The sequence below is a fragment of the Nocardia cyriacigeorgica genome, from assembly GCF_010868145.1.
GTDB classification, from domain to species: Bacteria; Actinomycetota; Actinomycetes; order Mycobacteriales; family Mycobacteriaceae; genus Nocardia; species Nocardia cyriacigeorgica_D.
The window spans coordinates 70,111-93,575 of sequence record NZ_JAAGUY010000004.1 but is presented as its reverse complement, the minus strand read 5'-3'; the positions used below and the strand labels follow the sequence as shown (position 1 = coordinate 93,575).

The 23,465-nt window shown below is 65.8% G+C and carries 23 protein-coding genes; 11 read left to right on the top strand and 12 right to left on the bottom strand.

Annotated elements, in window-relative coordinates; genetic code table 11:
* Window positions 1-18: 18 nt before the first annotated feature.
* Complete coding sequence (locus GV792_RS08375) at window positions 19-783, bottom strand: TetR/AcrR family transcriptional regulator C-terminal domain-containing protein (RefSeq protein WP_163823426.1); 765 nt, start codon at window positions 781-783, stop codon at window positions 19-21.
* Between the two features lie 104 nt (window positions 784-887).
* Here GV792_RS08375 and GV792_RS08370 point away from each other — a divergent pair, with 104 nt between their 5' ends.
* Both GV792_RS08370 and GV792_RS08365 read left to right on the top strand, forming a co-directional pair.
* On the top strand, window positions 888-1,265 hold the full coding sequence (locus GV792_RS08370; protein WP_163823424.1) for a VOC family protein: 378 nt from the start codon (window positions 888-890) through the stop codon (window positions 1,263-1,265).
* A 173-nt stretch (window positions 1,266-1,438) separates the two neighbouring features.
* Window positions 1,439-2,377, top strand: coding sequence for a nuclease-related domain-containing protein (locus GV792_RS08365; protein WP_175584117.1), 939 nt, complete (start codon window positions 1,439-1,441; stop codon window positions 2,375-2,377).
* Between the two features lie 37 nt (window positions 2,378-2,414).
* On the opposite strand, the gene GV792_RS08360 is transcribed toward GV792_RS08365, so the two are convergent.
* From GV792_RS08360 to urtA, 6 genes are all read right to left on the bottom strand, one after another.
* On the bottom strand, window positions 2,415-3,104 hold the full coding sequence (locus tag GV792_RS08360; protein ID WP_163823422.1) for a GntR family transcriptional regulator: 690 nt from the start codon (window positions 3,102-3,104) through the stop codon (window positions 2,415-2,417).
* 6 nt (window positions 3,105-3,110) lie between these two features.
* On the bottom strand, window positions 3,111-3,803 hold the full coding sequence (gene urtE / locus GV792_RS08355) for an urea ABC transporter ATP-binding subunit UrtE (RefSeq protein ID WP_163823420.1): 693 nt from the start codon (window positions 3,801-3,803) through the stop codon (window positions 3,111-3,113).
* Window positions 3,787-4,608, bottom strand: a complete 822-nt coding sequence (urtD, locus tag GV792_RS08350) for an urea ABC transporter ATP-binding protein UrtD (RefSeq protein WP_163823418.1) — start codon at window positions 4,606-4,608, stop codon at window positions 3,787-3,789. Before urtD ends, urtE begins: the two co-directional genes overlap by 17 nt.
* Entirely contained in the window at window positions 4,605-5,759 is a 1,155-nt protein-coding gene (gene urtC / locus GV792_RS08345; RefSeq protein ID WP_163823415.1) for an urea ABC transporter permease subunit UrtC, read from the bottom strand. The genes urtD and urtC overlap by 4 nt, the downstream gene beginning before the upstream one ends.
* Complete coding sequence (urtB, locus tag GV792_RS08340) at window positions 5,756-6,640, bottom strand: urea ABC transporter permease subunit UrtB (RefSeq protein ID WP_163823413.1); 885 nt, start codon at window positions 6,638-6,640, stop codon at window positions 5,756-5,758. The genes urtC and urtB overlap by 4 nt, the downstream gene beginning before the upstream one ends.
* A 168-nt stretch (window positions 6,641-6,808) precedes the next feature.
* A complete protein-coding gene (gene urtA / locus GV792_RS08335) occupies window positions 6,809-8,098 on the bottom strand; it encodes an urea ABC transporter substrate-binding protein (RefSeq protein ID WP_163823411.1) in 1,290 nt (429 codons plus the stop codon).
* Between the two features lie 353 nt (window positions 8,099-8,451).
* On the opposite strand from urtA, the gene GV792_RS08330 reads away from it, so the two are divergent.
* From GV792_RS08330 to GV792_RS08310, 5 genes are all read left to right on the top strand, one after another.
* Window positions 8,452-10,278 carry an acyl-CoA dehydrogenase gene (locus GV792_RS08330; RefSeq protein ID WP_163823409.1) on the top strand — a complete coding sequence of 609 codons (1,827 nt, stop codon included), beginning with the start codon at window positions 8,452-8,454 and terminating at the stop codon, window positions 10,276-10,278.
* 211 nt (window positions 10,279-10,489) lie between these two features.
* A complete protein-coding gene (locus GV792_RS08325; protein WP_309138565.1) occupies window positions 10,490-11,731 on the top strand; it encodes an inorganic phosphate transporter in 1,242 nt (413 codons plus the stop codon).
* Window positions 11,732-11,738: 7 nt separating this feature from the next.
* A complete protein-coding gene (locus GV792_RS08320) occupies window positions 11,739-12,020 on the top strand; it encodes a hypothetical protein (protein ID WP_163823407.1) in 282 nt (93 codons plus the stop codon).
* Window positions 12,021-12,030: 10 nt separating this feature from the next.
* The gene (locus GV792_RS08315) at window positions 12,031-12,375 is read left to right on the top strand and encodes a DUF3349 domain-containing protein (RefSeq protein WP_163823405.1); all 345 of its coding nucleotides are present in this window, start codon (window positions 12,031-12,033) and stop codon (window positions 12,373-12,375) included.
* Window positions 12,376-12,382: 7 nt separating this feature from the next.
* Window positions 12,383-12,661: a DUF3349 domain-containing protein gene (locus GV792_RS08310; protein WP_163823403.1), complete on the top strand. Its 279-nt coding sequence runs from the start codon at window positions 12,383-12,385 to the stop codon at window positions 12,659-12,661.
* 48 nt (window positions 12,662-12,709) lie between these two features.
* On the opposite strand, the gene GV792_RS08305 is transcribed toward GV792_RS08310, so the two are convergent.
* On the bottom strand, window positions 12,710-14,275 hold the full coding sequence (locus GV792_RS08305; RefSeq protein ID WP_163823401.1) for an ATP-dependent DNA ligase: 1,566 nt from the start codon (window positions 14,273-14,275) through the stop codon (window positions 12,710-12,712).
* Window positions 14,276-14,369: 94 nt separating this feature from the next.
* Here GV792_RS08305 and ramB point away from each other — a divergent pair, with 94 nt between their 5' ends.
* On the top strand, window positions 14,370-15,776 hold the full coding sequence (gene ramB / locus GV792_RS08300) for an acetate metabolism transcriptional regulator RamB (protein WP_163823398.1): 1,407 nt from the start codon (window positions 14,370-14,372) through the stop codon (window positions 15,774-15,776).
* 24 nt (window positions 15,777-15,800) lie between these two features.
* Here the strand turns inward: ramB and GV792_RS08295 are convergent, their stop codons facing one another.
* From GV792_RS08295 to GV792_RS08280, 4 genes are all read right to left on the bottom strand, one after another.
* Window positions 15,801-16,757, bottom strand: coding sequence for a hexose kinase (locus tag GV792_RS08295; protein ID WP_163823396.1), 957 nt, complete (start codon window positions 16,755-16,757; stop codon window positions 15,801-15,803).
* Between the two features lie 123 nt (window positions 16,758-16,880).
* Window positions 16,881-17,570 (bottom strand): nicotinamide mononucleotide transporter family protein, encoded by a 690-nt coding sequence (locus tag GV792_RS08290; protein ID WP_163823394.1) that lies wholly within the window; start codon window positions 17,568-17,570, stop codon window positions 16,881-16,883.
* A gap of 110 nt (window positions 17,571-17,680) precedes the next feature.
* Complete coding sequence (locus GV792_RS08285) at window positions 17,681-18,703, bottom strand: XdhC family protein (RefSeq protein ID WP_163823392.1); 1,023 nt, start codon at window positions 18,701-18,703, stop codon at window positions 17,681-17,683.
* A gap of 515 nt (window positions 18,704-19,218) precedes the next feature.
* Window positions 19,219-20,358, bottom strand: a complete 1,140-nt coding sequence (locus GV792_RS08280; RefSeq protein ID WP_163823390.1) for an alpha/beta hydrolase family protein — start codon at window positions 20,356-20,358, stop codon at window positions 19,219-19,221.
* Between GV792_RS08280 and GV792_RS08275 the strand changes: the two genes are divergently transcribed.
* From GV792_RS08275 to GV792_RS08265, 3 genes are all read left to right on the top strand, one after another.
* Window positions 20,357-20,617: a hypothetical protein gene (locus tag GV792_RS08275; RefSeq protein ID WP_163823388.1), complete on the top strand. Its 261-nt coding sequence runs from the start codon at window positions 20,357-20,359 to the stop codon at window positions 20,615-20,617. The genes GV792_RS08280 and GV792_RS08275 overlap by 2 nt on opposite strands.
* A 380-nt stretch (window positions 20,618-20,997) precedes the next feature.
* Window positions 20,998-22,287, top strand: a complete 1,290-nt coding sequence (aceA, locus tag GV792_RS08270; protein ID WP_163823386.1) for an isocitrate lyase — start codon at window positions 20,998-21,000, stop codon at window positions 22,285-22,287.
* Between the two features lie 206 nt (window positions 22,288-22,493).
* Complete coding sequence (locus GV792_RS08265) at window positions 22,494-23,366, top strand: 3-hydroxybutyryl-CoA dehydrogenase (RefSeq protein ID WP_163823603.1); 873 nt, start codon at window positions 22,494-22,496, stop codon at window positions 23,364-23,366.
* Window positions 23,367-23,465 lie beyond the last annotated feature (99 nt).

The window sequence follows — 23,465 nt, the reverse complement described above, 5'->3', positions numbered from 1 at the left end:
GGTGAATGCCGCGACTTGTCAGCGGCATTCGATCAGCGCACCAAGGCCGTCGAGCACTCGCGCCAATCCGAACTCATACGCATGATCCGCGCTGTAGGCGGCATCGTGTGCCTGTCCCGCCGCAGCTCCGACGCGTGTGGCCAGCGGATATCGCTCGGGGTCGATGAGGGTATCGAGCAGTGGTGCCGTCCGTTCCCACCATTCGGTATCGGATCGGGAGCTGTCGGCGGCGGCGCGGGCGGTGTCGCTCGCGATGCGCGCGACCGAGGTGACGAAGCCGAGCAGGTAGGTCAGGGCGGCGTCCATCTGGACGTCGTCGAGACCGAGCCCATCGAAGGCCCGTAGCTCGTGGTCGTATTTGGCGGTCTGGCCGGGGCCCAGTGGAGGGCGGGTGGTCGGGATGTAGGCCACCCATGGATGCTCGGTCAGCATGGTGCGGTTCACTGCCGCGATGGCGGCGACGCGCTCCCGCCACGGCAGTCCGCTCAGGTCGGCGCGCGGCATGGCCAGGTAGACGGCGTCGAGCATCAGATCGATCAACTCTGCTTTGCCGGGCACATAGGTGTAGGTCGCCATGGGGGTGAGCCCGAGATGGGTGGCGACCGCGCGCATGGTGACCGCGCCGATCCCGTCGGTGTCCGCGATTTCGATGGCCGCCGCGACCACTGCGTCGACGCTGCTGCGCTGTTTGGGTCCGCGACCGGATGCGCTGGGGACCCGCCACAGCAACTCCAGCGTTCGCGCGGTATCTCCCGCGCTGCTGCGCTCTTTCGGTCCCGCCATCCCGCCTCCAATGTGAGTGGCTTACATCACAGTGCGCCTTGCTGGAAATTTCTCTACAAAGTATAACGTACTTAGTAGAGAGAAACGCAACCGAAGGAGCACGCATGCGTATCACCGATTCCGTCATCTCGCTCAATGTCGCCGATCCGCAGGCCTCGGCGAAGTTCGTCATCGACCACCTCGGGTTCGCCGAGCAGATGTCGGCCGACGGATTCGTCTCCCTGGCCCACCCTGACGCGGGTATGAACATCGTCTTTCTGCGCACCGGTTTGAAGAGCTTCAAACCGGCCAGCGCGGCGGGAAGCGCGGGCGATGGACTGCTCGTCGCGTTCGTCGTCGAGGACATCGACGCGGAGTACGCCCGCGTACAGTCCGAAGGCGTCCCGATCGTCACCCCGATCGAGACCGAGGAGTGGGGCGAACGCTATTTCCAGATGGCCGACCCCAACGGCATCATCTTCCAACTCGTCCAGTGGGTCTGACCGCCCGCGAGTGGCACCTGGCCGCGGCGAACTGCGAAAACGCCCCGCGCTGAGGTGCCACTCGCGGCCGTCGTATCCCGTTGGGGTGGTGTTGGCGGCGGTTGCGCGTCATTATCTACTCGAGTGGGGCATGGCGGTGACTGGATCGGGACGCGCGTCAGGGGTACTGCACGATGCTGGTGAAGATCGAGACGGGTGCGGAACTCTCCGCGCCCGAACGGGAATTCGTCGAATGCCTGCGTAGGCTCCCGACCACCGGTCTGGCGATGATCGATCTACGGGTGGGCGCCGAACGCGGGAAGCGACAGGTGGACGCGGTCGTCTGGACGCCGCGCGGGGTCACCGTGCTCGAGGCCCGCGGGTTCCGGCGCAGGCAGAGCGGCATTCTCGAGGTCGGCACCGGCGGGCCGTGGACCATCAGCTCCCAGCCCGTCGACCTCGACCAACCCGACGGGGGCAGCGTCTCCGACCAGCTGGAAAACGCGGTGCACGAGGTGAAGTCGGCGCTGGAACGCTCGCTGCAAGATCCAGGCCACCTCTGCGGCGCCGTGGTGCTTGTACCGTTCCGCGGTGCGGTCGTTCGGCCCGCGCGCACCACCCTGCGTCCCGGCCTGGACGTAGTGGTCGCAAATACTTCCGACACCACCGAGTTCCGGATCTACCTGGAGAATTTCGCCGCTGCTCCCCGCACCTGGACCGCGGATCGAGTGCTGGCGGCGGCCTCGGCGCTGACTCGATCCTCGGGTGCTGATCTTTGCCCGACGCGCGACGAACTGCTCACCGCGGGCTTCGACGTCGCCGCCCCGAAACCCAAGCCGATACCGGCGCGCACCGCACCCCCTGTGGACCGGAAACCGGAAGCCAGCGGCAGGCAGACCGCTGCCGCGTGGGTGGTGTTCACCGCCGCCGTGCTCGGGACGCTGGTGGTGCTCGGCGTCATCGTGCGTGCGATGCTCACCGACCGAACCGACGTCGAACCGACTGCCACCACGACCTCCGTGGCAACCGCGCCGCCGCAGAATCGGGCGGACATATCGTCACCGCCTTCGACCGACCAGGCGGCGTCACCGCGGACTTCGACGGAATGCTGGCCATTTCAGGCCGGATGCTGATCCTCGCTACCGGTGCCCTCGGCGCACTCGCAGCCCATCAGTCGCGCACCACCTGGGCCAACCTGGTCAGATGCAGAGCGGCTTTGGCCCGCGCGATGACATGAGACCGGGACGAATCGATATGTGTGGTCAACGTATCAAGGGCTGCCGCGCGATCACCGGCAAGGAGCTGTTCGGCGATGGCGATGTGCTCGGCTGTCATCGCGGCGATCCGGTCGGGCGTCGGCATATCCATGGTCCGGACCGGACGGACCCGGACCTGCACCGAGACGAGCGCGTCGGCGAGGGCCGCATTGCCTGCCGAACGCAGCAGCATCGTATGGAACTGGTCGTCGGCCGCGATGAGTGAAGGGCCGGGTTCGGGCGGGTTCTCGGCCAGCCGGCGCCAGATATCGAGCTCGGCGCGGACCATGTCCAGATCGTGTGTCGGTTCCCCGAGCGCCCGGTGAATGCCCCTGGATTCCAGCACATTGCGGAGCTCATAGAGCTGATCGAGTTCCTCCAGGCGCGGCCGGAACGGATACAGCCCGTCGGTGCGCCGCTCCACCAGCCCGTCGGCGAGCAGCCGCGCGAGTGCCTCGCGCACCGGGGTACGTGACACCCCGTAACTGTCCGCGAGGCGTTCCTCGCCCAGCCGTTCGGTCGAGACCAGCGCGCCCTCCGCCAAATCACGCCGTACCGCCTCATACACCTGCGCACTCAGCGGGACCCGCCCCTGTCGCGTCACGGCGGCTCAGATCGCCATCGCCGAACGGACGACGCTCTCGGCGCCCGCGCCACCCTCGCCGGAGGAGGTGATCCGGCCCGATTGCAGCACGTAATAGCGTTGTGCCGCTTGCAGAGCGAACCCGATGTGCTGCTCGACCAGCAGCACACTCAACCCGCCGCGCCTGGTCAGGTCGATGATGGTGCGTTCGATCTCCGCGACCACCGACGGCTGGATGCCCTCGGTCGGCTCGTCAAGGATGAGCAGCTTCGGTTCGGTGATCAGCGCCCTTGCGATGGCGAGCTGCTGACGTTGCCCGCCCGACAGCAGGCCTGCTTTGCGAGTGAGCAGCTCCCGCAGCGCGGGGAACAGATCGAGTGATTCGTCGATCAGCGCCTTGCCGCGCTTGCGCCCGTCGGCCACGACCTGAAGGTTCTCCATTGTGGTCAGTTGTGGAAAACTCTGCTGCCCCTGCGGGACATAGGCGATCCCGCGACGCACCCGTCGCGACGGGGAGAGTGTGGTGATCACCTCATCATTGAACGTGATGGTGCCGGATTTGCTGGTCAGCAGCCCGACTGCGGTGCGAAGCAGCGTCGTCTTCCCCGCGCCGTTATGTCCCATAATGGCGACGACGCTGTCGTCGGGCACCGTCAGTGAGGCGCCGTGGATCACCTCGGTGCGTCCGTAACCGGAATGGACATCAGCTAATTCGAGCATCGGCGCTCTCCTCGTCGTTCGATTCGGCGGCGGTCGCGGTGGTGCCGAGGTAGACCTCCTGCACCTTCGGATCTGCCTGCACCTGCTCCACGGTGCCTTCGCTCAACACCCGCCCGCCGGCGAGCACCGTCACCGAGGTGGCGAACGAGCGCATGAAGTCCATATCGTGCTCGACCACCACGACGACACGTTCACCACCGATGCGGTGCAGCAGGTTTCCGGTCTGCTCGCGTTCCTCCGCGCTCATGCCCGCGACCGGTTCGTCCAGCAGGAGCACCGAGGCGTTCTGCACCAGCAGCATGCCGATCTCGAGCCACTGCTTCTGACCGTGCGCGAGAACGCCCGCTGGCTCGTCGCGCAGGGCGCTGAGGCCGGTGATCTCCAGCGCCTCCTCGATGCTCGGCAGCACCGATGTGCGCCGCCGCAGCAATGTCAGCGCGGAACGTCCGGCGCCGGCCGCGATATCGAGATTTTGCACCACACTCAACTGCTCGAAGACGCTCGCGGTCTGGAATGTGCGCCCGACGCCGAGCCTGGCGATCTGGTGCACCTTCTTACCCAGCAGTTCGACGCCCGATTTCTGCGCCGATCCGGTCGCGGAGGTGAGGCCGGTGATGGCGTCGATCAGGGTCGTCTTTCCGGCGCCGTTCGGGCCGATGAGGAATCGCAGATCGCCCTGTAGGACGGTCAGGTCGACATCGGTGACGGCCTTGAAGCCGTCGAAGCTCACCGAAAGGCCGCGAACTTCGAGATATTCGCTCGACATGCCCGCATTGCCGCCGCGCTTCGGTTCGTGCTCGATCATCGCGATTCCACCTTCTCTGCGGTGCGCACCGGCAACGGTTGCGCCGGTAGATCGGGTGGCGGTGGCGCGCTGTCGTCGCGTATCGACGTGCGCTCGCGAACGAACCGACGCAGCATCGGCCACAATCCGGCCAGCCCGGCGGGCACGAACCCGACGACAACGATGAACAGCACACCCTGCAGGTAGGTCCAACCCGACGGGAACTGCTCCGATAGCGCGGTCTGCGCCCATGCCACGCCGATCGCGCCGAGTACCGGCCCGAGCAGGGTGGTTCGGCCGCCGATGGCCACGCCGATCAGGAAGGCGATCGAGGGAACGACACCGATATCGGCGGGGGAGATGATGCCGACGATCGGGGTGAACAACGCACCGGCGATTCCCGCGAAGAACGCGGCGACCACATAGGCCACGATCTTGACGTTGGCCGGGTCGTACCCCAGGAAACGCACCCGTTCCTCCTGGTCACGCACCGCGACCAGCAGCTCCCCATACCGGCTGTACATGAGCTGACGCACCACCGCGACCACCGCGAGCAGAGTGCCCGCCGCAATGAAGAACAGCGTGTGGCGGTTGACCGGATCGGTCAGCTTGAATCCGAAGAAGGCCCGGAAATCCGAGAGCCCGGTGAATCCGCCGATGGTCTGCTGACCGGTCAGCAGAATAGCCAGCGCCGCGGCCAGCGCCTGACTCAAGATCGCGAAATACGCGCCCTTGACCCGCCGCTTGAACACCCCATAGCCGAGCACCGCCGCGACCAGTGCGGGCAGAACAACGATCGCGATGATCGCCACCGGCGCCGACGCGAAAGGCTGCCAGTACGTGGGTAGTTCGCGGATGCCCGCGATATCCATGAAGTCGGGAACATCGTTTCCCAGCCGCGCCGCGTCCGCCATCTGCAGATGCATCGCCATGATGTAGGCGCCGAGGCCGAAGAACACACCCTGACCGAGGGTGAGCATTCCGCCCCGCCCCCAGGCCAATCCGATGCCTGCCGCCACGATGGCGAAGCACAGGAACTTCGCGAGCAGGTTCAGCCGGAAATCGCTGAGCACCGCCGGCGCCACGGCGAACAGCAGGATCGCGGCAATGGCGAAACCGCCCCACACGCGCACCGAGGAATTCGCGAACCACCGAGGTGTCGACGTGGTCATGCCAAACTCCTTGTCCGGACCATGAACAGGCCCTGCGGACGGACCTGCAGGAAGATCACGATGATCACGAAGACGATCACTTTCGCGATCGAGGCTGTCGTCGAGTATTCGATGAAGGAATTGAGCAGGCCGAGCGCGAACGCCGCGATCACCGTGCCCTTGATCTGTCCGAGCCCGCCGATCACCACCACCAGGAACGCATCGATCAGATAGCTCTGGCCGATGGTTGGGCTGGTCGAACCGATCAATGTCAGCGCCACACCGGCGACACCGGCCAGACCGGATCCGATGAAGAAGGTGCTGATATCAGTGAAACGCGAGGACACTCCGCTTGTTTCGGCGAGATCGCGGTTCTGCACCACTGCGCGAATGCGGCGACCGAGCGGCGTCGTCTTCACAACGATCGCCAGCGCCGTCACCGCGACGACCGCGAGCACCAGAATGAAGATCCTGGTCTTGGGCACAACGGCGTCCAGAATCGTGACACCGCCGCTGAGCCATTCCGGCACCAGCACGTTCTTGGCCGGCGCACCGAAGATGTCGCGGGCGAGCTGCTGCAACACCAGGCCGACACCGAAGGTGACCAGCAGGGTGTCCAACGGGCGGTGATACATCCAGCGGATGAGCCCCATCTCCAGCGCCGCCCCCAACGCGCCGCCGACCAGGAACCCGACCAGCAATGACACCAGCAGCGACACCCCGGCCGAGGAAAATACTTGCTGGACAACGTAGGTGGTGTAGCAACCGGCCATGATGAACTCACCGTGCGCCATATTGATCACGCCCATCTGACCGAAGGTCAGCGCGAGACCCAGCGCGGCGAGCAACAGGATCGATCCGAGGCTCAGCCCGGTGAAAAGCTGGCCTACAACGATTTCCATCGAAACTCCGTATCTGATCGGTGGGTTCGCGGCCCCCTCATGTGTTCGCCCGAAGGTCCTCGCGGAAGGCGTCGCTGCCTCCCGCTCGGACATCGGTGCGGTCAAGGCCGCGAACCATGTCCCGCGGGACCGCCGCGGCGGTCGGCATCAGCCGCGGCCGCCGTCGGTCTACTTCAGGCCCTCGGCCCAGGTGTAGGTGTCGAGGTACGGGTCGGGCTCGATGGGTTGGCCGGAATCCCACACCGTGTAGATGAGACCGTCCGGGCGGATCTCGCCGATGCGGGCGGTTTTGGTGATGTGGTGGTTGGTGCCATCGATGGTGACCAGGCCTTCGGGAGCTTCGAAACTCACGCCGTCGGCAGCGGCCTGAATATCGGCTACTGCGAAGGAATTCGCCTTCTCCACGGTGTTCTTCCACAGGTACACCGAGGCGTAGGCGGCTTCCATCGGGTCGGAGGTCGGCTTATCGGCGCCGAAGGCGGCTTTGTAGGCGTCGACGAAGGCCTTGTTCTGTGGGGTGTCGACGGTTTGGTAGTAATTCCAGGCGGTGAGCTGGCCCGCGATGTTCTGCGCTCCGATACCCGCCACCTCCTCCTCGGCGATGGAAACCGAAACCACCGGCATACCGGCCGCGGTCAAGCCCGCATTGGTGTACTCGCGGAAGAACGCGACGTTGGAATCACCATTGAGGGTGTTGAAGACCGCGTCCGCGTCGGCCGTGCGCACCTTGTTGATGATTGTGGAGAAATCAGTGGAGCCCAGCGGGGTGTAATCCTCACCCTTGATCTCGATGCCGTTGGCCGCCGCGTATGCCTTGATTTCGCGGTTGGCTGTCTGTGGGAACACGTAGTCGCTGCCGACCAGGTACAGCGACTTGATGCCCTTCTGCTTCAGGTAGTCCAGTGCGGGCACGATCTGCTGATTGGTGGTGGCGCCGGTGTAGAAGATGTTCTTGCTGTCCTCCAGACCCTCGTATTGGACGGGGTAGTACAGCAGCGAATTCAGGCTCTCGAACTTCGGTTTCATCGCCTTGCGGCTCGATGAGGTCCATCCGCCGAAAACGGCAGCCACACAGTCGGCACTGATGAGCTTTTCCGCCTTCTCGGCGAAGGTCTTCGGGTCCGACGCGCCGTCCTCGAGGACCAGCTCGATCCGCTTGCCGAGCACACCGCCTGCGGCATTGATCTGATCGACGGCCAGCTTGGTCGAATCGGCGACGGTGACCTCGCTGATGGCCATGGTGCCCGACAGCGAATGCAGTGAACCGATCTTGATCGAGTCCTTGGTGGTGTCGACGCAGGAGACGGCGTTCGCGCCGTCCGCGGTGGCGTCGTCCCTGGCGCCGCATGCGCTGAGCAGCACTCCGGTCAACGCCACCGCGGTGGGCACTACCAACGCCCTGAATGTGCGTGATCGGACGGAACCGCGATATCGGCCGGATCGGGAGGAATCGGACATGGGCGAACCCTTCTCACTCATCAGTTGTGGCGGCGGCACCCGCGGGCGCCGCACCGAATACCTGCCCGTTCGCGCCGGTCACAGCTGTCGACCGGGTTGTATACAGAGCCTGTATCCGTGCTGCGGAACGTTAGACAGAAGTTGTTGCGCCGGAATATCTCTCGATGACGAGTCCGTTTCGTGCGTTGCCGTGAGGTGAAACCTTGCGCACAGCGGCTCGGGGAGGTGCCGTGAGGTCGCCCGCGCCTACGGTTGCGTAGCTCTCAGGGGTGCGGAAAGCTTCGATTCGTAGTTGTCAGCAGCCGGAACCCTTCACGGTCGGACGACCGGGGCGGTGAGTCGAGGAGGACGCGGTGGGGCATTACAAGGCGAACCTGCGCGATATCGAGTTCAACCTGTTCGAGGTATTCGGCCTGGACAAACTGCTCGACACCGGGGCCTACGGCGACCTGGACTCCGACACCGTCCGCGAGATCCTGGCCGAGGTCAAACGCCTGGCGGAGGGGCCGGTAGCCGAATCGTTCGCGGCCGCCGACCGGGACCCGGTGGGGTTCGACGCCGCGGACCACAGCGTCACGGTGCCCGACGCGCTGCGGCAGACACTGGAGACGGTGCGCGAGGCCGATTGGAGCAGGCTCGGCCTACCCGAGGGGATGGGTGGTACTCCCGCGCCGTCAGCGCTGGTGTGGGCGGTCAACGAGATGATCACCTGCGCGAACCCGTCGGCCTCGTTCTTCAACATGGGCCCGGTGATGGCTGCGGTGCTCTACAACATCGGCACCGAACAGCAGCAACACTGGGCGACCCGTGGATACGACAAGGGCTGGCAGGGCACCATGGTGCTGACCGAGCCCGACGCCGGATCCGATGTCGGCGCCGGGCGTACCAAGGCGATCGAACAGCCCGATGGGACCTGGCATATCGAGGGCGTGAAGCGGTTCATCTCCGGCGGTGACGTCGGCGACGTCTCGGAGAACGTCTTCCACCTGGTGCTCGCGCGGCCGGAGGGCGCGGGACCGGGAACCAAGGGACTATCGCTGTTCTACGTGCCGAAGTATCTCTTCGATCCCGAAACGCTGGAGATCGGCGGCCGCAACGGCGCCTACGTCACCAACCTCGAACACAAGATGGGCCTGAAATCCTCGCCCACCTGTGAGGTGACCTTCGGCGGCGACGTACCCGCGGTCGGCTGGCTGGTCGGCGAGGTGCACGACGGTATCGCACAGATGTTCCAGGTCATCGAGAACGCGCGGATGATGGTCGGCGTCAAGTCCAGCGGAACCTTGTCGACCGGTTATCTGAACGCGCTGGCCTACGCCAAGGACCGAGTGCAGGGCGCGGACCTGACCCAGATGACCGACAAGACCGCGCCGCGCGTCCCGATCACCCACCATCCGGACGTGCGGCGTTCGCTGATGATGCAGAAGGCGTACGCCGAGGGCTTGCGCGCGGTGTACCTCTACACGGCCGCACATCAGAATGCCGATGTGGCGCAACTGGTCTCCGGCGCCGATGAAGACCTGGCCCATCGTGTGGACGATCTGCTGCTGCCGATCGTCAAGGGTGTCGGTTCCGAGCGGGCCTACCAGTACCTGACCGAATCGTTGCAGACCTTCGGTGGTTCGGGCTATCTGCAGGACTACCCGATCGAGCAGTACATTCGCGACGCGAAGATCGACTCGCTGTACGAGGGCACCACTGCCATCCAGGCGCAGGACTTCTTCTTCCGCAAGATCGTCCGGGACAAGGGTGTGGCCATCGGCCACCTCACCGGCCAGATCAGTGCCTATCTCGACGCGAAGAGCGGCCGCTTCGATACCGAACGTGAGCTGCTGCGCACCGCGCTCGCCGACGTCCAGGCCATGGCCGCGACCCTCACCGGCTACCTGATGAGTTCGCAGCAGGAACCGGCCGAGATCTACAAGGTCGGTCTCGGCTCGGTGCGCTTCCTGCTGGCCGTCGGCGACCTGCTGATCGGCTGGCGTCTACTGGTCCAGGCCGAAATCGCTGCGGCCGCTCTCTCCGGTGAGGTCGGTGCGAAGGATCGCGTCTTCTACGCGGGGAAGGTCGCGGTCGCAACGTTCTTCGCCAGGAACGTGCTGCCCACGCTGACGGCGGTCAAGAACGTGATCGGGTCGCTGGACACCGACATCATGGCGCTGGACGAGGCGGCGTTCTGAGACAGCGGTAGTCGGCCGGCAGTTTCGCCACCGTGCTCGGCGCCGGACGGCCTCGGTTGCCCCGTCGCGCCGAATGCTGAGTCCTGCCCGAACGTAGACACCCGGTCGGGTTGCCCGTGGCCGAGGTGCAGCAATCTTAGATGAACACGACAAGGCCGCGATTTGGCATCCGTATGAAAATCGTCAAAACGGATACCGCACACTGGACGGCGTGACCGTTGAATTGCTGGTTCTGCTCATCGTCATCGTCACGGCACTCGTATTCGATTTCACTAATGGCTTCCACGACACCGCTAACGCAATGGCGACCTCCATCGCGACCGGTGCATTGCGCCCGCGGATCGCGGTCGCGCTCTCGGCGGTGCTGAACCTGATCGGTGCGTTCCTGTCGGTGGCGGTTGCGGCGACAGTGGCCAAAGGAATCGTGCAACTCGACGCGGTGTCCGGGCACGACCTGTTGATCATCGTATTCGCCGGCCTGGTCGGCGGCATCCTGTGGAACCTGCTGACCTGGTTGTTCGGCCTGCCCTCCAGTTCCTCGCACGCCCTGTTCGGCGGACTCATCGGTGCCACGCTTGCCGCCCTCGGCTGGAGCGGCGTCATCTGGGCCGACGGCTCCAACGGCGTGCTCGCCAAGATCGTGATCCCTGCGGTACTCGCGCCGATCATCGCGGCACTGGTCTCGGCGACCGGAACCTGGCTGGTCTATCGGATCACCCGCGGCGCCGAAGGCAGCAAGGTCAACGAGGGTTTCCGGTGGGGCCAGGTCGGTTCGGCGTCGCTGGTGTCACTGGCACATGGCACCAACGACGCGCAGAAGACGATGGGCGTCATCTTCCTCGCGCTGGTCGCGCACGGCAGCCTCACCCAAGACGACGAAATGCCGCTGTGGGTGATGGCGGCGTGTGCGGTCGCCATCGCGGCAGGCACCTACCTCGGCGGATGGCGCATCATCCGGACCCTTGGCAAAGGGCTGGTGGAAATCGATTCACCGCAGGGCCTCGCCGCCGAGTCGTCTTCCGCGGCGATCATCCTGACCTCGGCGCATTTCGGTCTGCCGCTATCGACCACCCAGACCGCCACCGGCTCCATTCTCGGCACCGGCCTCGGCAAAGGTGCCGAGGTGCGCTGGGGTGTGATGGGCCGGATGGTCGTGGCCTGGCTGCTTACGCTGCCCGCCGCCGGCATCATGGGCGCCGTCTGCTGGGCCATCGCCCACTTCATCGGTGGACTGCCCGGCGTGCTCGTCGTGTTCGCGCTGCTGATCGGGCTCGCCGGACTGATCTACCTGCGGTCGCGACGCAACCCCGTCGACACCAGCAATGTCAACGAGTGGCCTGGTGACGGTCCCGGTGGTGAAGTCGGAGCTGTGCAGACCGAGATCGTCGACGATGTGCACCACAGTGCCTCACCCGGCCCGGACGCCGGACACAATCGCTCGGCACAGGTTTAGGAGAACAGTGCACACCCTTGTCACGAATCTGAACTCGCTGTGGAAGGTGGTCGCGGCCGGCCTGGTGTTCGGCGCGGGCCTGCCGATGATCTTCGCCTTCGGGGTCCGGTTCTGGACGGCGTCGGAAAACCGCACCGACGGTGGCGTCGTCCAGCGCAACTATCCGGCACTGGCCGGTGCTCTGGTATGCCTTGGGTTGGTGATCGCCGCAGTGGTGACTGGTGTCCTCTATACGGCGAAGGCGTTCCTCGCCGCACGGTTCGGCATCCATCTGTTCGGCGAGTCCTGAAGGGCGTGTAGTGACCGATTCGACCAACCTCACCCAGCCTGGACCGGTGCGGCCGAAGCTGCTCGGCCGGATCATCAGCTGGCTGCGCGCGGGTTACCCGCAGGGTGTGCCCCGCTCCGACTACGTCGCGCTGTTCGCGGTCCTGCACCGGCACCTGACCGACTACGAGGTGGCCGCCGTCGCGGAGGAACTGGCGCGCGAGAATCCGGAGCGCGAGATCACCCTCGCCGATATCGAAGACGCGATCGCCCGGATCGCCAAGGAACAGCCCGCGACGGACGATATCTCGCGCGTCGCGTCGCATCTGGCGGCCGGTGGCTGGCCCCTGGCCGAACCACTCACGGACTCCGATTGATGTCGAGATGCCTCCCTTCCTGAACGCCATCATCGACTGGCTGCGCGCCGGCTATCCAGAGGGTGTCCCGGAGTCGGACTACATTCCGCTGCTGGCCCTGCTGCGCCGTCGCCTCTCCGACGAGGAAGTGCGTCAGATCGCCACCGAGCTGCTACGTTCGGGCGACCACCCCGACCGGATCGACATCCAGGTCTTGATCACCAAGATCACCAACGAGATGCCCTCCGAAACGGACGTGGCTCGCATCCAATCCCGCCTGGACCCACCCACCTGGCCCGAGCCCTGATCGAGTGGCACCCGGCGAGACATATCGCGAGAGTCCCTCGGCGGCCGTTCATGGAAGGAGGGCGCGGACTGTGGTGATGGTGTCGGCTTGGTCGGGGTCTTTGTCGGGGCGGTAGCGGACGACGCGAGCGAAGCGCAGGGCGACGCCGCCGGGGTAGCGGGTGCTGGTCTGGACACCGTCGAGGGCGATTTCGACGACCAGTTTCGGCCAGAGGTAGACGGTGTGCTGGTCGCGGTGGCGTTCGTAGCGGGGGAATTCGGCGGTCTGCCAGTGCAATAGGGCATCGGTGAGACCTTTGAAGGTTTTGCCGACCATCACGGGTTCGCCGGAATCGGGGTCGCGGGCGCCGAGGTGGAGGTTGGACAGGTAGCCGGTGCGGCGGCCATAACCCCATTCCGCGCCGAGCACCAGCAGGTCGAGGGTGTGGGTGGGCTTGATCTTCAACCAGGAGCGTCCCCGGCGGCCCGCCGCGTACGGCGCGTCGAGCGATTTGATCATGACGCCCTCATGGCCTGCCGCCAGCGCACCGTCGAAATACTCCGCCGCAGTCTCGGCGGCAGGGCGGACCAATGCCGGAATGCTGTGTTCGCCGGCAACCTTGGTGAGCGCGGCGCGCCGTTCGAGTAGGGGCTCGTCCAGCAGATCGCGGCCGTCGAGGTGGAGGCAGTCGAAGAAATACGGGTGCAGCAGCAGCTCGCGGGTGGACATAGGGACGGGCCGGATCTCCGCGGGTGGCGCCGCCACGCCGGCCAGGCCGGGCTCACCGGAGGCGAACCGCGCCATCGTCTCCTGGAAGGGCCGCGGCCGGCCGGTGTCGGTGAGGGCAAGGGTTTCGCCGTCGAGGACGACGCTGGTGCAGTTCAGGCCCGCGACCAGCTCGACGAGTTCGGGAACGTTGGCGGTGATATCGCGCAGGGTTCTGGTGAAGACCCACACGTCGGAGCCGTCGCGGTGGACTTGGATGCGGGCGCCGTCGAGTTTGTGTTCCACGCTGACCTCGCCGTGGAATTCGGCGAGGGCTTCGTCCAGCGCGGTGCCGGGGGAGGCGAGCATGGGCTGGACCGGGCGGCCCACCTCGAGCCGGAATTCGCGCAGCGCCGCTTCGCCGCCGGTCAGTGCCGCGATGGCGGTGACGGGCAGTTTCCCGGACAGCATGTAGGCCCGGCGCACCAGTTCGAGCGGGACGTCGGCGGCCAGGGCGACGGCCTCGGTGACGACGGCCGTGAGCGCACCCTGGCGGAGCTCTCCGGTGAGCAGCCGCAGGAGAAACGCCTGTTCATCGGCGGTTGCTGAACGCCAGAGGCTGCTCAGCAGCTCCTTGCGCCGGTTCGCCGAGCCGGGCCCCGAGGTGGTGGCCAGTTCGTCGAGCAGTGTGTCCACCCCGGACGCGGTGAGGGTGGGGGTATCGGCTGCGGTCTCACCGAGCGCGGTGAGGGTACGCCAGCCGGTGCCGATGCGGCCCTGCCGCAATTCCCCCGACACCCAGGCGACCACGGCCGCGAGCTCACCTGGATCGGCGGCGCTCAGCAGCTCGGCCAAGGCGGCGATCTTCGTCTTCCGGGATCGCGTGGCGCGGACGGTCTCCGAGGCTCGCACGACATCGGTGAACAGCACCTGATGACGGTAACCCGCCGGTGTGACATATCGCTCGAACCCGCTGCTAATTCTGCTATTGGCAGGTTTGCGAAAACAGCCATAAACTGGACATATGGCCAAGACTTACGTCGGGGCGCGGCTTCGTCAGCTGCGGACCGAACGCGGGCTCAGCCAGGTCTCACTCGCTCAGCAACTGGAGATCTCGGCGAGTTATCTCAATCAGATCGAACACGACGTGCGCCCGCTCACCGTCCCGGTATTGCTGCGGATCAACGAGGTGTTCGGTGTCGATGCCACCTTCTTCTCGTCTCAGGACGACACCCGGCTCATCGCCGAACTCCAAGAAGTGGTGATGGACGCCGAACTCGGTATCGAGGCCGATGCCAAGGAGATCGCCGAAATCGTTTCCGCGCATCCGAGTATGGCTCGTGCGCTGGTCAGTATGCACAGCCGCTACCGCAACACCAGCGCCCAGCTGGCGGCCGCCACCGAGGACCGTTTCGCCGACGGAGCGGGCAGCGCGACGATCAGCAAACCGCACGAGGAAGTGCGCGACTACTTCTATCAGCGGCAGAATTACATCCACGAATTGGATACTGCCGCCGAGGAACTCGCCAACCGAATCCGATTCCACGGCGGTGACGTCAACAGTGAGATCGGGCGAATGTTGCGGGCACACGGTGTGCGCATTCTCGAACGCATCGATCTCGGTGACGGTGTGCTGCACCGCTACGATCCGGACAACATGCGGCTGGAGATCGCCCCACATCTGTCCGGTGGTCAGCGCACATTCAAACTCGCCGCCGAACTCGCCTACTTCGAATGCGGTTCGCTACTGGAGAAGCTGGTCGACGAAGGCAATTTCGCCGCCGAGGACACCAGGAAGCTGGCCATGCTCGGCCTGGCGAACTACTTCGCCGCGGCGACGGTCTTGCCCTACACGCACTTTCACGACATCGCCGAGGATTTCCGCTACGACATCGAACGGCTCTCCGCGTTCTTCACCCAGAGTTACGAGACGATCTGTCATCGGCTGTCCACGCTGCAACGGCCGGAACTGCGCGGTGTGCCGTTCTCGTTCGTTCGGGTGGACCGCGCGGGGAACATGTCGAAACGGCAGTCCGCCACCGGTTTTCACTTCTCATCCAGCGGTGGCACCTGCCCGCTGTGGAATGTGTACGAGACCTTCGCTTATCCGGGTAAGATCATGACCCAGATCGCGCAGATGCCCGACGGTCGCAAGTACTTGTGGGTGGCACGCACCGTCGAGCGCCGTGCCACGGCCTACGGGCAGCCCAGCAAAACCTTCGCCATCGGGCTCGGGTGCGAACTACGTCATGCCGGACGTGTGGTCTATGCCGACGGTATCGATCTCGGCGAAGCCAAGGCCACCCCCATCGGCGCAGGCTGCCGGGTCTGTGAACGCACCAATTGCCCCCAGCGCGCGTTTCCCCCGTTGGGCAAGGTGCTCGATATCAGCGAGCACCGAAGCTCGGTCTCCCCTTACGTTCTCAAATAGCGATCAGTTGCCCTGTGGCAGAACCTATTCCACAGCGACAGCAGCGGCATTGTCCCCGGCGATCTCCTCGATGCGCACCGTTGGCGCCAGATGATTGCGCAACCTGCGGTCGATCTCACCCGCGACCGGAATGACGACGGCCGCGGCGGACGTTGCGACCGCGTCGGTGAGGATCGCTGTCCAATCCGGGGTGCCGCGGGTCGACAGCGCCGCGATAATGGCCGCGGTCGCGGAATCGCCCGCGCCGGTCGGATTGCCCGCCAGCGGTTCGGGAAGCGCCGCCGACCAGGCGCCTTCCGCTGTCACCGCGACCATGCCCTCGGCGCCGCGTTTCGCCAGCACCGCCGCCACGCCGCTGTCGATCAATGGGCGTACCGACTCGACCACTTCGGCGGGGGTGTGCGGGTCGGAGTCGGTGAGTCGGCGCAGCTCACCGCGGTTGGGGGTGAGCACGACACCGGGCAGTCGGGCGGCGAGGCGCATGGCCTCGCCGTCGAGGTCGCAGATGGTGGGCACGCCATGGTCGAGTGCGCTGCGCGCGATCTGCGCGGGTAGTTCAGGATCGATGCCGCCGGGCAGGGATCCGGCGATCACCAGGCCCGCGATATCGGGCAGCAGTCCGGCGACGCGCACGGCGAGTTGTTCGGCAGCATGGGGATTGGTGATTCGCGCCCCCGGCTCCCACAACGCGGTGGCGGTGCCGGAACCGGATTCGCTGATCACCACGGTTCTGCGCACCCAGGGCAGGGCGTGCACGAAATCGACCGGCAACTCCAGTTCGGCGGCGGCGGCGAAGGCGTGGTCGGCGAAACCGGTGGCGCGTGCGTATTTGCCGAGCTGGTTCAGGACCCTGGTGACGTTGATTCCCTTGCCCCCGATCCGTTGCTCGACCGATCGCACCCGGTGCGCCCGACCACGTTCGAGTTCTTCTACCCGATAGGTCATGTCGTAGGCGGGATTCATTGTCACGGTGAGGATCACGACACCCACTGTCCACGTCTACGCGGGTTGCGCAACCTCAGGGGTAGGTTCCCGGCCGGTTTATCAGCGGTCCCGAAGTTTCCCCGCGCGCATTGTGCGATGGCCCGACGGCGTGACCGCGATTCAGCGGTGCGCGGCAGTCTCGACGGTGATTTCCGGGACGGCCGGGCCGCGCAGTGTCCGCACCCAGACCATGAACCCCCACGCCACGAATCCGGCGTAGACAAGATATAGCACCGCCGACGGGTAATACCCGGCGCGAACCAACAGCGGGATGCCGACGATGTCGACGCCGATCCAGATCAACCAGAACTCCGCCAAGCCGCGCGCCATCCCGTAGGTGGCCAGTACCGAGCCGGTGAAGATCCATGCCTCGGCCCATGGCCCGTAGGAACCGATCCATGCGAAGACCTGCGCGAAGCCGAGGGTGCCGAACGCCATGGCGGCGACGAGGAGCCAGCGCTCGCGCACCGTCGCCCAGCGCGGATCGACGCCACGATGCTCGAGCCCGGTTTCGGCGCGCGCATAGCGGTACCAGCTCCACCAGCCATAGGCGCTGACCGCGACGAACATCAGCTGACGCCCGGCCTGACCGGCCATGTTCAGCTGCTGCGGGGTGTTGAATACGCCGCCGACGAACACCGTGAACAGCAGTGCGTTACCCGCGATACCGATCGGCCACGCCCACACCCGCCGCCGCATACCGCCGATCGCCGAGGCCATCCCGAACCCGTTGCCGACGATTTCTCGCCACAGGAGCTCCGAGCCGGCGATATGCAGTTTGGCGTCGAGCAGGGCGAGGAACGGGTTCACCCTCGATGTAACCGGGGACGGTCCTCATCTCATCCACCGGGCCGCGTTCAGTTCGGCGTGATGCGAACTCCGCCGTTGGCTCGTCGAGGCTCCCGCCTCGAGGCGGCGGGTCAGATCGCCTGCCGCGTCAACGGCTCGAACGAGTGACGCAGGTCGGCGGAGCGGCCTGCTGCTCGGCTGCTGCGGTTGGACAGCAGCTCCGCGGCGATCGCGACGGCGGTTTCGGCCGGTGTCCGCGCACCGATGCCAAGGCCTGCCGGTGAGTGCAGGCGCGCGAGCAGCGTCTCGTCGAAGCCGCCGGCCCGCAGGTCGTCCATGCGGCGGGCGTGCACCGGCGCCGAACCGAGGGCGGCGAGGTAGCCGACCTCGGGCAGCCGCAGCGCGACGGTGAGGAGCGGGATCTCGAACTTCGGGTCCTGAGCGACCACGACGATGCCGGTGTCCGCGGCGATCTCACCGGCCGCCGAAAGCGTATTGAGGTACCGGTGCGGCCAATCGGCCACCACCTCGGCACCCGGAAACGACTCCGCCGTAGCGAAATTGGGCCGGGGATCGCAGACGGTGACGCGATAGCCGAGCAGCTGTCCCTGAATCGACAGCGCCGCCGCGAACGAATTCGCGCCGAAGATGATCAGGCGCGGCGCGGGTGCGAACGAGGAGACGAAGATATCGGACTGTGGCAGCGATACCAGTTCGGTGTTGTGCCGTTTATCGGTGATGAGATGCTGCCCGATCACCTCCGGCTCCGGATTCCAGACCACGGTGAATACGGTGACCCGCCGATTCGCGGCGACTTCCGCGGCGACGGTCGGGAACTCCGGGAAGTGGTCTCGGGAGAACGGCTCGGTGAATACGTCGATCACCCCGCCCTCGCGAGTGGGTTCGAGCGAATTGGAAACGGTCAACCGGTGCATTCCGCGCTGGCCGGTGCGGGCCGAGGTCGCTGTGGCCTCATAGGCGGCCTCTTCGATTCCGCCCGCGGTGATCGAGCCGAAGACGCCGCCGTCGGGGTCGACCAGCATGGCCGCCCCGATCGGTAGATCGGTCGCACCATTGGTGCGCACAATGGTCGCCAGTCCGCCGGTCCGGCCCGAATGCCATACCCGCAACAGGTCGTCGACGATGTCCCGCATCACACAGCTCCGATCCACCGTGCGAGGTCGCGCGGGCGTTCACCGGACGACGCCCGTCGCCGAACCCGGCGCACGTGACGCACACCATATCGTCCCCGGCATGCAAATAGGTGGGCCTGCCGGAATCTCGAGTAGCGCTCGCGTGAACGCCGCTCCAATCGTTGTGTGTGTTCACCATGGGCGCCGTTGTTCGCTATGAAATGCGAGACATATCAACGGATTAATGCCCTGGTCGGAGCGTTTTCACACCATGGAAAGCACTACGGTGCGGTCGCCGAATTCCGTTCTGGATGCTCGGTGGGTGCGGAGTGGTTTTCGCCACAGTGCGACCACTGGCGGGAAGTGGCGTACACCACAGTTCGGTGGGCGGCATCGATGAATCGAAGCCGCCCGCGGGTGCGAACTCAGGAAAGCTCGACGCGCAACAGTACGGTCTCGCCGGTCGCGTCATCGACACGTCTTACCGATCCTCGTCACGCCCGACGGATCGGGCTTCATTCGCCGGGACGGGTCGATCAGGCGAAGAGATTGCGCACGAATGGCAGTGAGTCAGGGAGGGAATCGTTGACGGCGCCGTCATGGTCGGTCGGGTAGGTGTGCAGAGTGGCCGGTTCGCCGGCTGCGGCAAGGGTTGCGGCGAAGCGCAGCGTCTGCGGGGTGATGACATCGGTATCGCGCAGACCCTGCCCGAGGAACAGCGGCTTGTCGTAGCCGGACTCGGGCAGGCCCATGAAGCGGCTGAGCAGACCGTGCAGATCGGGGATCTGGTTGAGCGGGCGGGTGAACAGGTCGCCGACGACGACGTTGTTCGCGCTCAGTTCGTCACCGAATGGTCCGATGCAGGCCTGCTGGGCCCGTGCGAGCCAGTCGCGGCCGGAGTCGGTCAGGTAGGACTCGATATCGAGCTCGGGATACGTGGTGCGCAGGCCGTTGAGGATGTAGAGCACATACGCGGTGGTATGCGGGCTCAGCTCGATCGGTGGCATCCCGGGGCCGAGCGGAAGCAGGATGTCCTCGATGTAGGCGGGCACGCCGGTGCCGACAGCGCCGCGGTAATCGAGTTCCGGACCGCCGAACTCGGTGGCGTAGCGCGCGGTGAACACGGCCGCGCCGCCGCCCTGGGACTGGCCGACGGCCACCCATTTGTTCGACAGTGCATCGAATTGCCTGGTCGCGGCCTTTACGGCGTCGACAACGTTATGGGCCTCGACCACACCGTTGAGATACGGATGCTCGCCCGGGCCACCCAGTCCGGCGTAGTCGGCGGCCACGATGGCGTACCCCTGATCCAGCCAGGTCCCCAGGTACGCCCAGTCCCGTTCCACCGCGCCCGGCCCTGCGACGCTGTAGGCGCAGTCGTCGCCGAGGCCGACGGTGCCGTGCGCCCACGCGATGACCGGCCAGCCGCCCTCGGGCGCCTTGCCCGGCGGGAAGTAGACCGCGGCGCTGGTCTGGGTCGGAACCTCGCCCGCGGTGGTGGAGGAATAGGTGATGCGGACCGAACCCACCGAACCCGGCAGGGTCGCCGCGGGCGCCAAGGGCTGCACCGAATCGACGACGCCGGTACCGGCGGGTGTGGCGTTCGCACTGGGCATCAGCAGTGCCGCCGTGGCGCAGCCGGTGGCGATGGCGGCGGTGATCCTGGTGGTCGGCATGGTGCTCCTGTCTGAAGAACTCAGCATCGTCGCGAGAGAACGTAACTGGACGCTTGTCCTGGAATGGCTGGTGTCGAGTCTGCCCGATCGGTCGCCCGAAATCCTGCCCGACCGGCATCCGCGCTGGTCGCAGTTCGTGCGATCGTCGGCGCGCCGCGACCCCTGTGCGGGCGACGGGTCGGATGATTTCGGCGAGTGGGCGCACGGGTCCGCGAGCCGTCGATTCCTGGCCTCGCGGAACGCGTGTGTCGTGGCGTGATGGGTCGCACAATGTCGCGGCCGTAGGCCCTGTGAGTGTGCTCACAGCCCGGCGCGTCGGCTGTGTGAAGCGCTGTGTCACCGTCCGATCGCAAACAGTACAAGCGTTACGCTAAAACCGCATGTCAGCGCTACTCGTGAGTAGATTTCACGCTTGCAATTAGCCCGCAAATTTCGCAGAGTTAGCAACGTGTGGGTGAAACCTAGCTGAGATTCACAGTTTCAACAGGTAGACGGCTATTTCTGGATATGCCATCGTGTGGAAGTACACCCCTTGGGCCTAGCAAGCCTGCAAATTGCCGCTCCAGCAGTTCGAGCGAAACCACCTCAGGTGGAGCACGGACGGCGCGGCACCGACCGAACGAGGAAGTGGAGTCACAGATGTCGACTGTCGGCACCCCGAAGACCGCTGCCGAAATCCAGCAGGATTGGGACACCAACCCCCGCTGGAAGGGCATCACCCGCAACTACACGGCCGAGCAGGTCGTCAAGCTGCAGGGCACCGTCGTCGAGGAGCACACGCTCGCTCGTCGCGGCTCGGAGATCCTCTGGGATCTCGTCAACAACGAGGACTACATCAACTCGCTCGGCGCCCTCACCGGTAACCAGGCCGTGCAGCAGGTCCGCGCCGGACTGAAGGCCATCTACCTGTCCGGTTGGCAGGTCGCCGGTGACGCGAACCTGTCCGGCCACACCTACCCGGACCAGTCGCTGTACCCGGCCAACTCCGTGCCGCAGATCGTGCGCCGGATCAACAACGCCCTGCTGCGTGCCGACGAGATCGCCAAGGTCGAAGGTGACACCTCGGTCGAGAACTGGCTCGCCCCGATCGTCGCCGACGGTGAGGCCGGCTTCGGTGGCGCCCTGAACGTCTACGAGCTGCAGAAGGCCATGATCGCGGCCGGTGTCGCCGGTTCGCACTGGGAAGACCAGCTCGCGTCGGAGAAGAAGTGCGGCCACCTCGGTGGCAAGGTGCTGATCCCGACCCAGCAGCACATCCGCACCCTGACCTCGGCCCGTCTGGCCGCCGACGTCGCCGGTGTGCCGACCGTCGTCATCGCCCGCACCGACGCCGAGGCCGCCACCCTGCTGACCTCCGATGTCGACGAGCGCGACCGCGAGTTCCTGGACGGCACCCGCACCGCCGAGGGCTTCTACGGCGTGAAGAACGGCATCGAGCCCTGCATCGCCCGTGCCAAGGCCTACGCCCCGTACTCCGACCTCATCTGGATGGAGACCGGCGTGCCGGACCTCGAGGTCGCCAAGAAGTTCGCCGAGTCCGTCCGCAGCGAGTTCCCGGACCAGCTGCTGGCCTACAACTGCTCGCCGTCCTTCAACTGGAAGGCGCACCTGGACGACGCGACCATCGCGAAGTTCCAGAAGGAGCTCGGCGCCATGGGCTTCAAGTTCCAGTTCATCACCCTGGCCGGCTTCCACTCGCTCAACTACGGCATGTTCGACCTGGCCCACGGCTACGCCCGCGAGGGCATGACCGCCTTCGTCGACCTGCAGGAGCGCGAGTTCAAGGCCGCCGAGGAGCGTGGCTTCACCGCCATCAAGCATCAGCGTGAGGTCGGTGCCGGCTACTTCGACAGCATCGCCACCACCGTCGACCCCAACACCTCGACGGCTGCCCTGAAGGGCTCCACCGAAGAGGGTCAGTTCCACTGATCTGTGTCTGACGGCGCCGCCCCCGGGTGGCGCCGCGAGGGCAACTCCATAGCGAGTCCTCTACCCCGGTAGGGGTGTACCGCCCTCCCGCCCGAACAGCCCCGGGCGGGAGGGCATCCCTATACCTTGATCATTTGAAGGTGCCGGTCACCCCGGACGCCACCCAAGCCAAACCCGACAGCCAAGACCTACCCCAGGAGCTGGACGTGAGCAGCGAGAAGATTCAACGTGTCGGAGTCATCGGCGCCGGACAGATGGGTGCCGGAATCGCGGAGGTGTGTGCACGGGCGCACGTCGACGTGCTGGTCTACGAGCAGACCCGGGAGCTGGCCGCCGCCGGTCGTGCGCGCATCCTGCGCTCGCTCGATCGCGGTGTGAGCAGTGGCAAGATCACCGAGCGCGAGCGCGAGCAGGCCGCCTGGCGGCTGCGTTTCACCTCCGACCTGGGCGATTTCGCCGATCGCCAGCTGGTCGTCGAGGCTGTGCTCGAGGACGAGAAGGTCAAGACCGCCATCTTCTCCGAGCTGGACAAGGTCGTCACCGATCCGGATGCGGTGCTGGCCTCCAACACGTCCTCCATCCCGATCATGAAGATCGCGGTCGCCACCAACAACCCCGAGCGGGTCGTCGGTATGCACTTCTTCAACCCGGTTCCGGTGCTGCCGCTGGTCGAGCTGGTCACCACGCTCAAGACCAGCGAGTCGGTGTCCGCGCGGGCCGAGGCGTTCGCCGGTGAGGTGCTCGGCAAGCAGGTCGTGCGTTCGGCCGACCGCTCCGGCTTCGTCGTCAACGCACTGCTGGTGCCGTACCTGCTGTCCTCGATCCGCATGGTCGAGTCCGGCTTCGCCACCAAGGAAGACGTCGACAAGGCCATGGTGCTCGGCTGTGCCCACCCGATGGGCCCGCTGGCGCTGACCGACCTGGTCGGCCTCGACACCGTCAAGTCCATCGCCGACTCGATGTACGCCGAATTCAAGGAGCCGCTGTACTCGGCCCCGCCGCTGCTCATGCGCATGGTGGAGGCCGGGTTGCTCGGCAAGAAGTCGGGCGCTGGCTTCTACCAGTACAACAACAAGTAAGAGGTATCAGGCTCGCGTTTTCGGCTGCCGCTTGTGTACGACCGCTAGCGGTATCGGAAATGCGAGCCGACCTCTCCGGGCTGCCTCTTGCGACCCCGC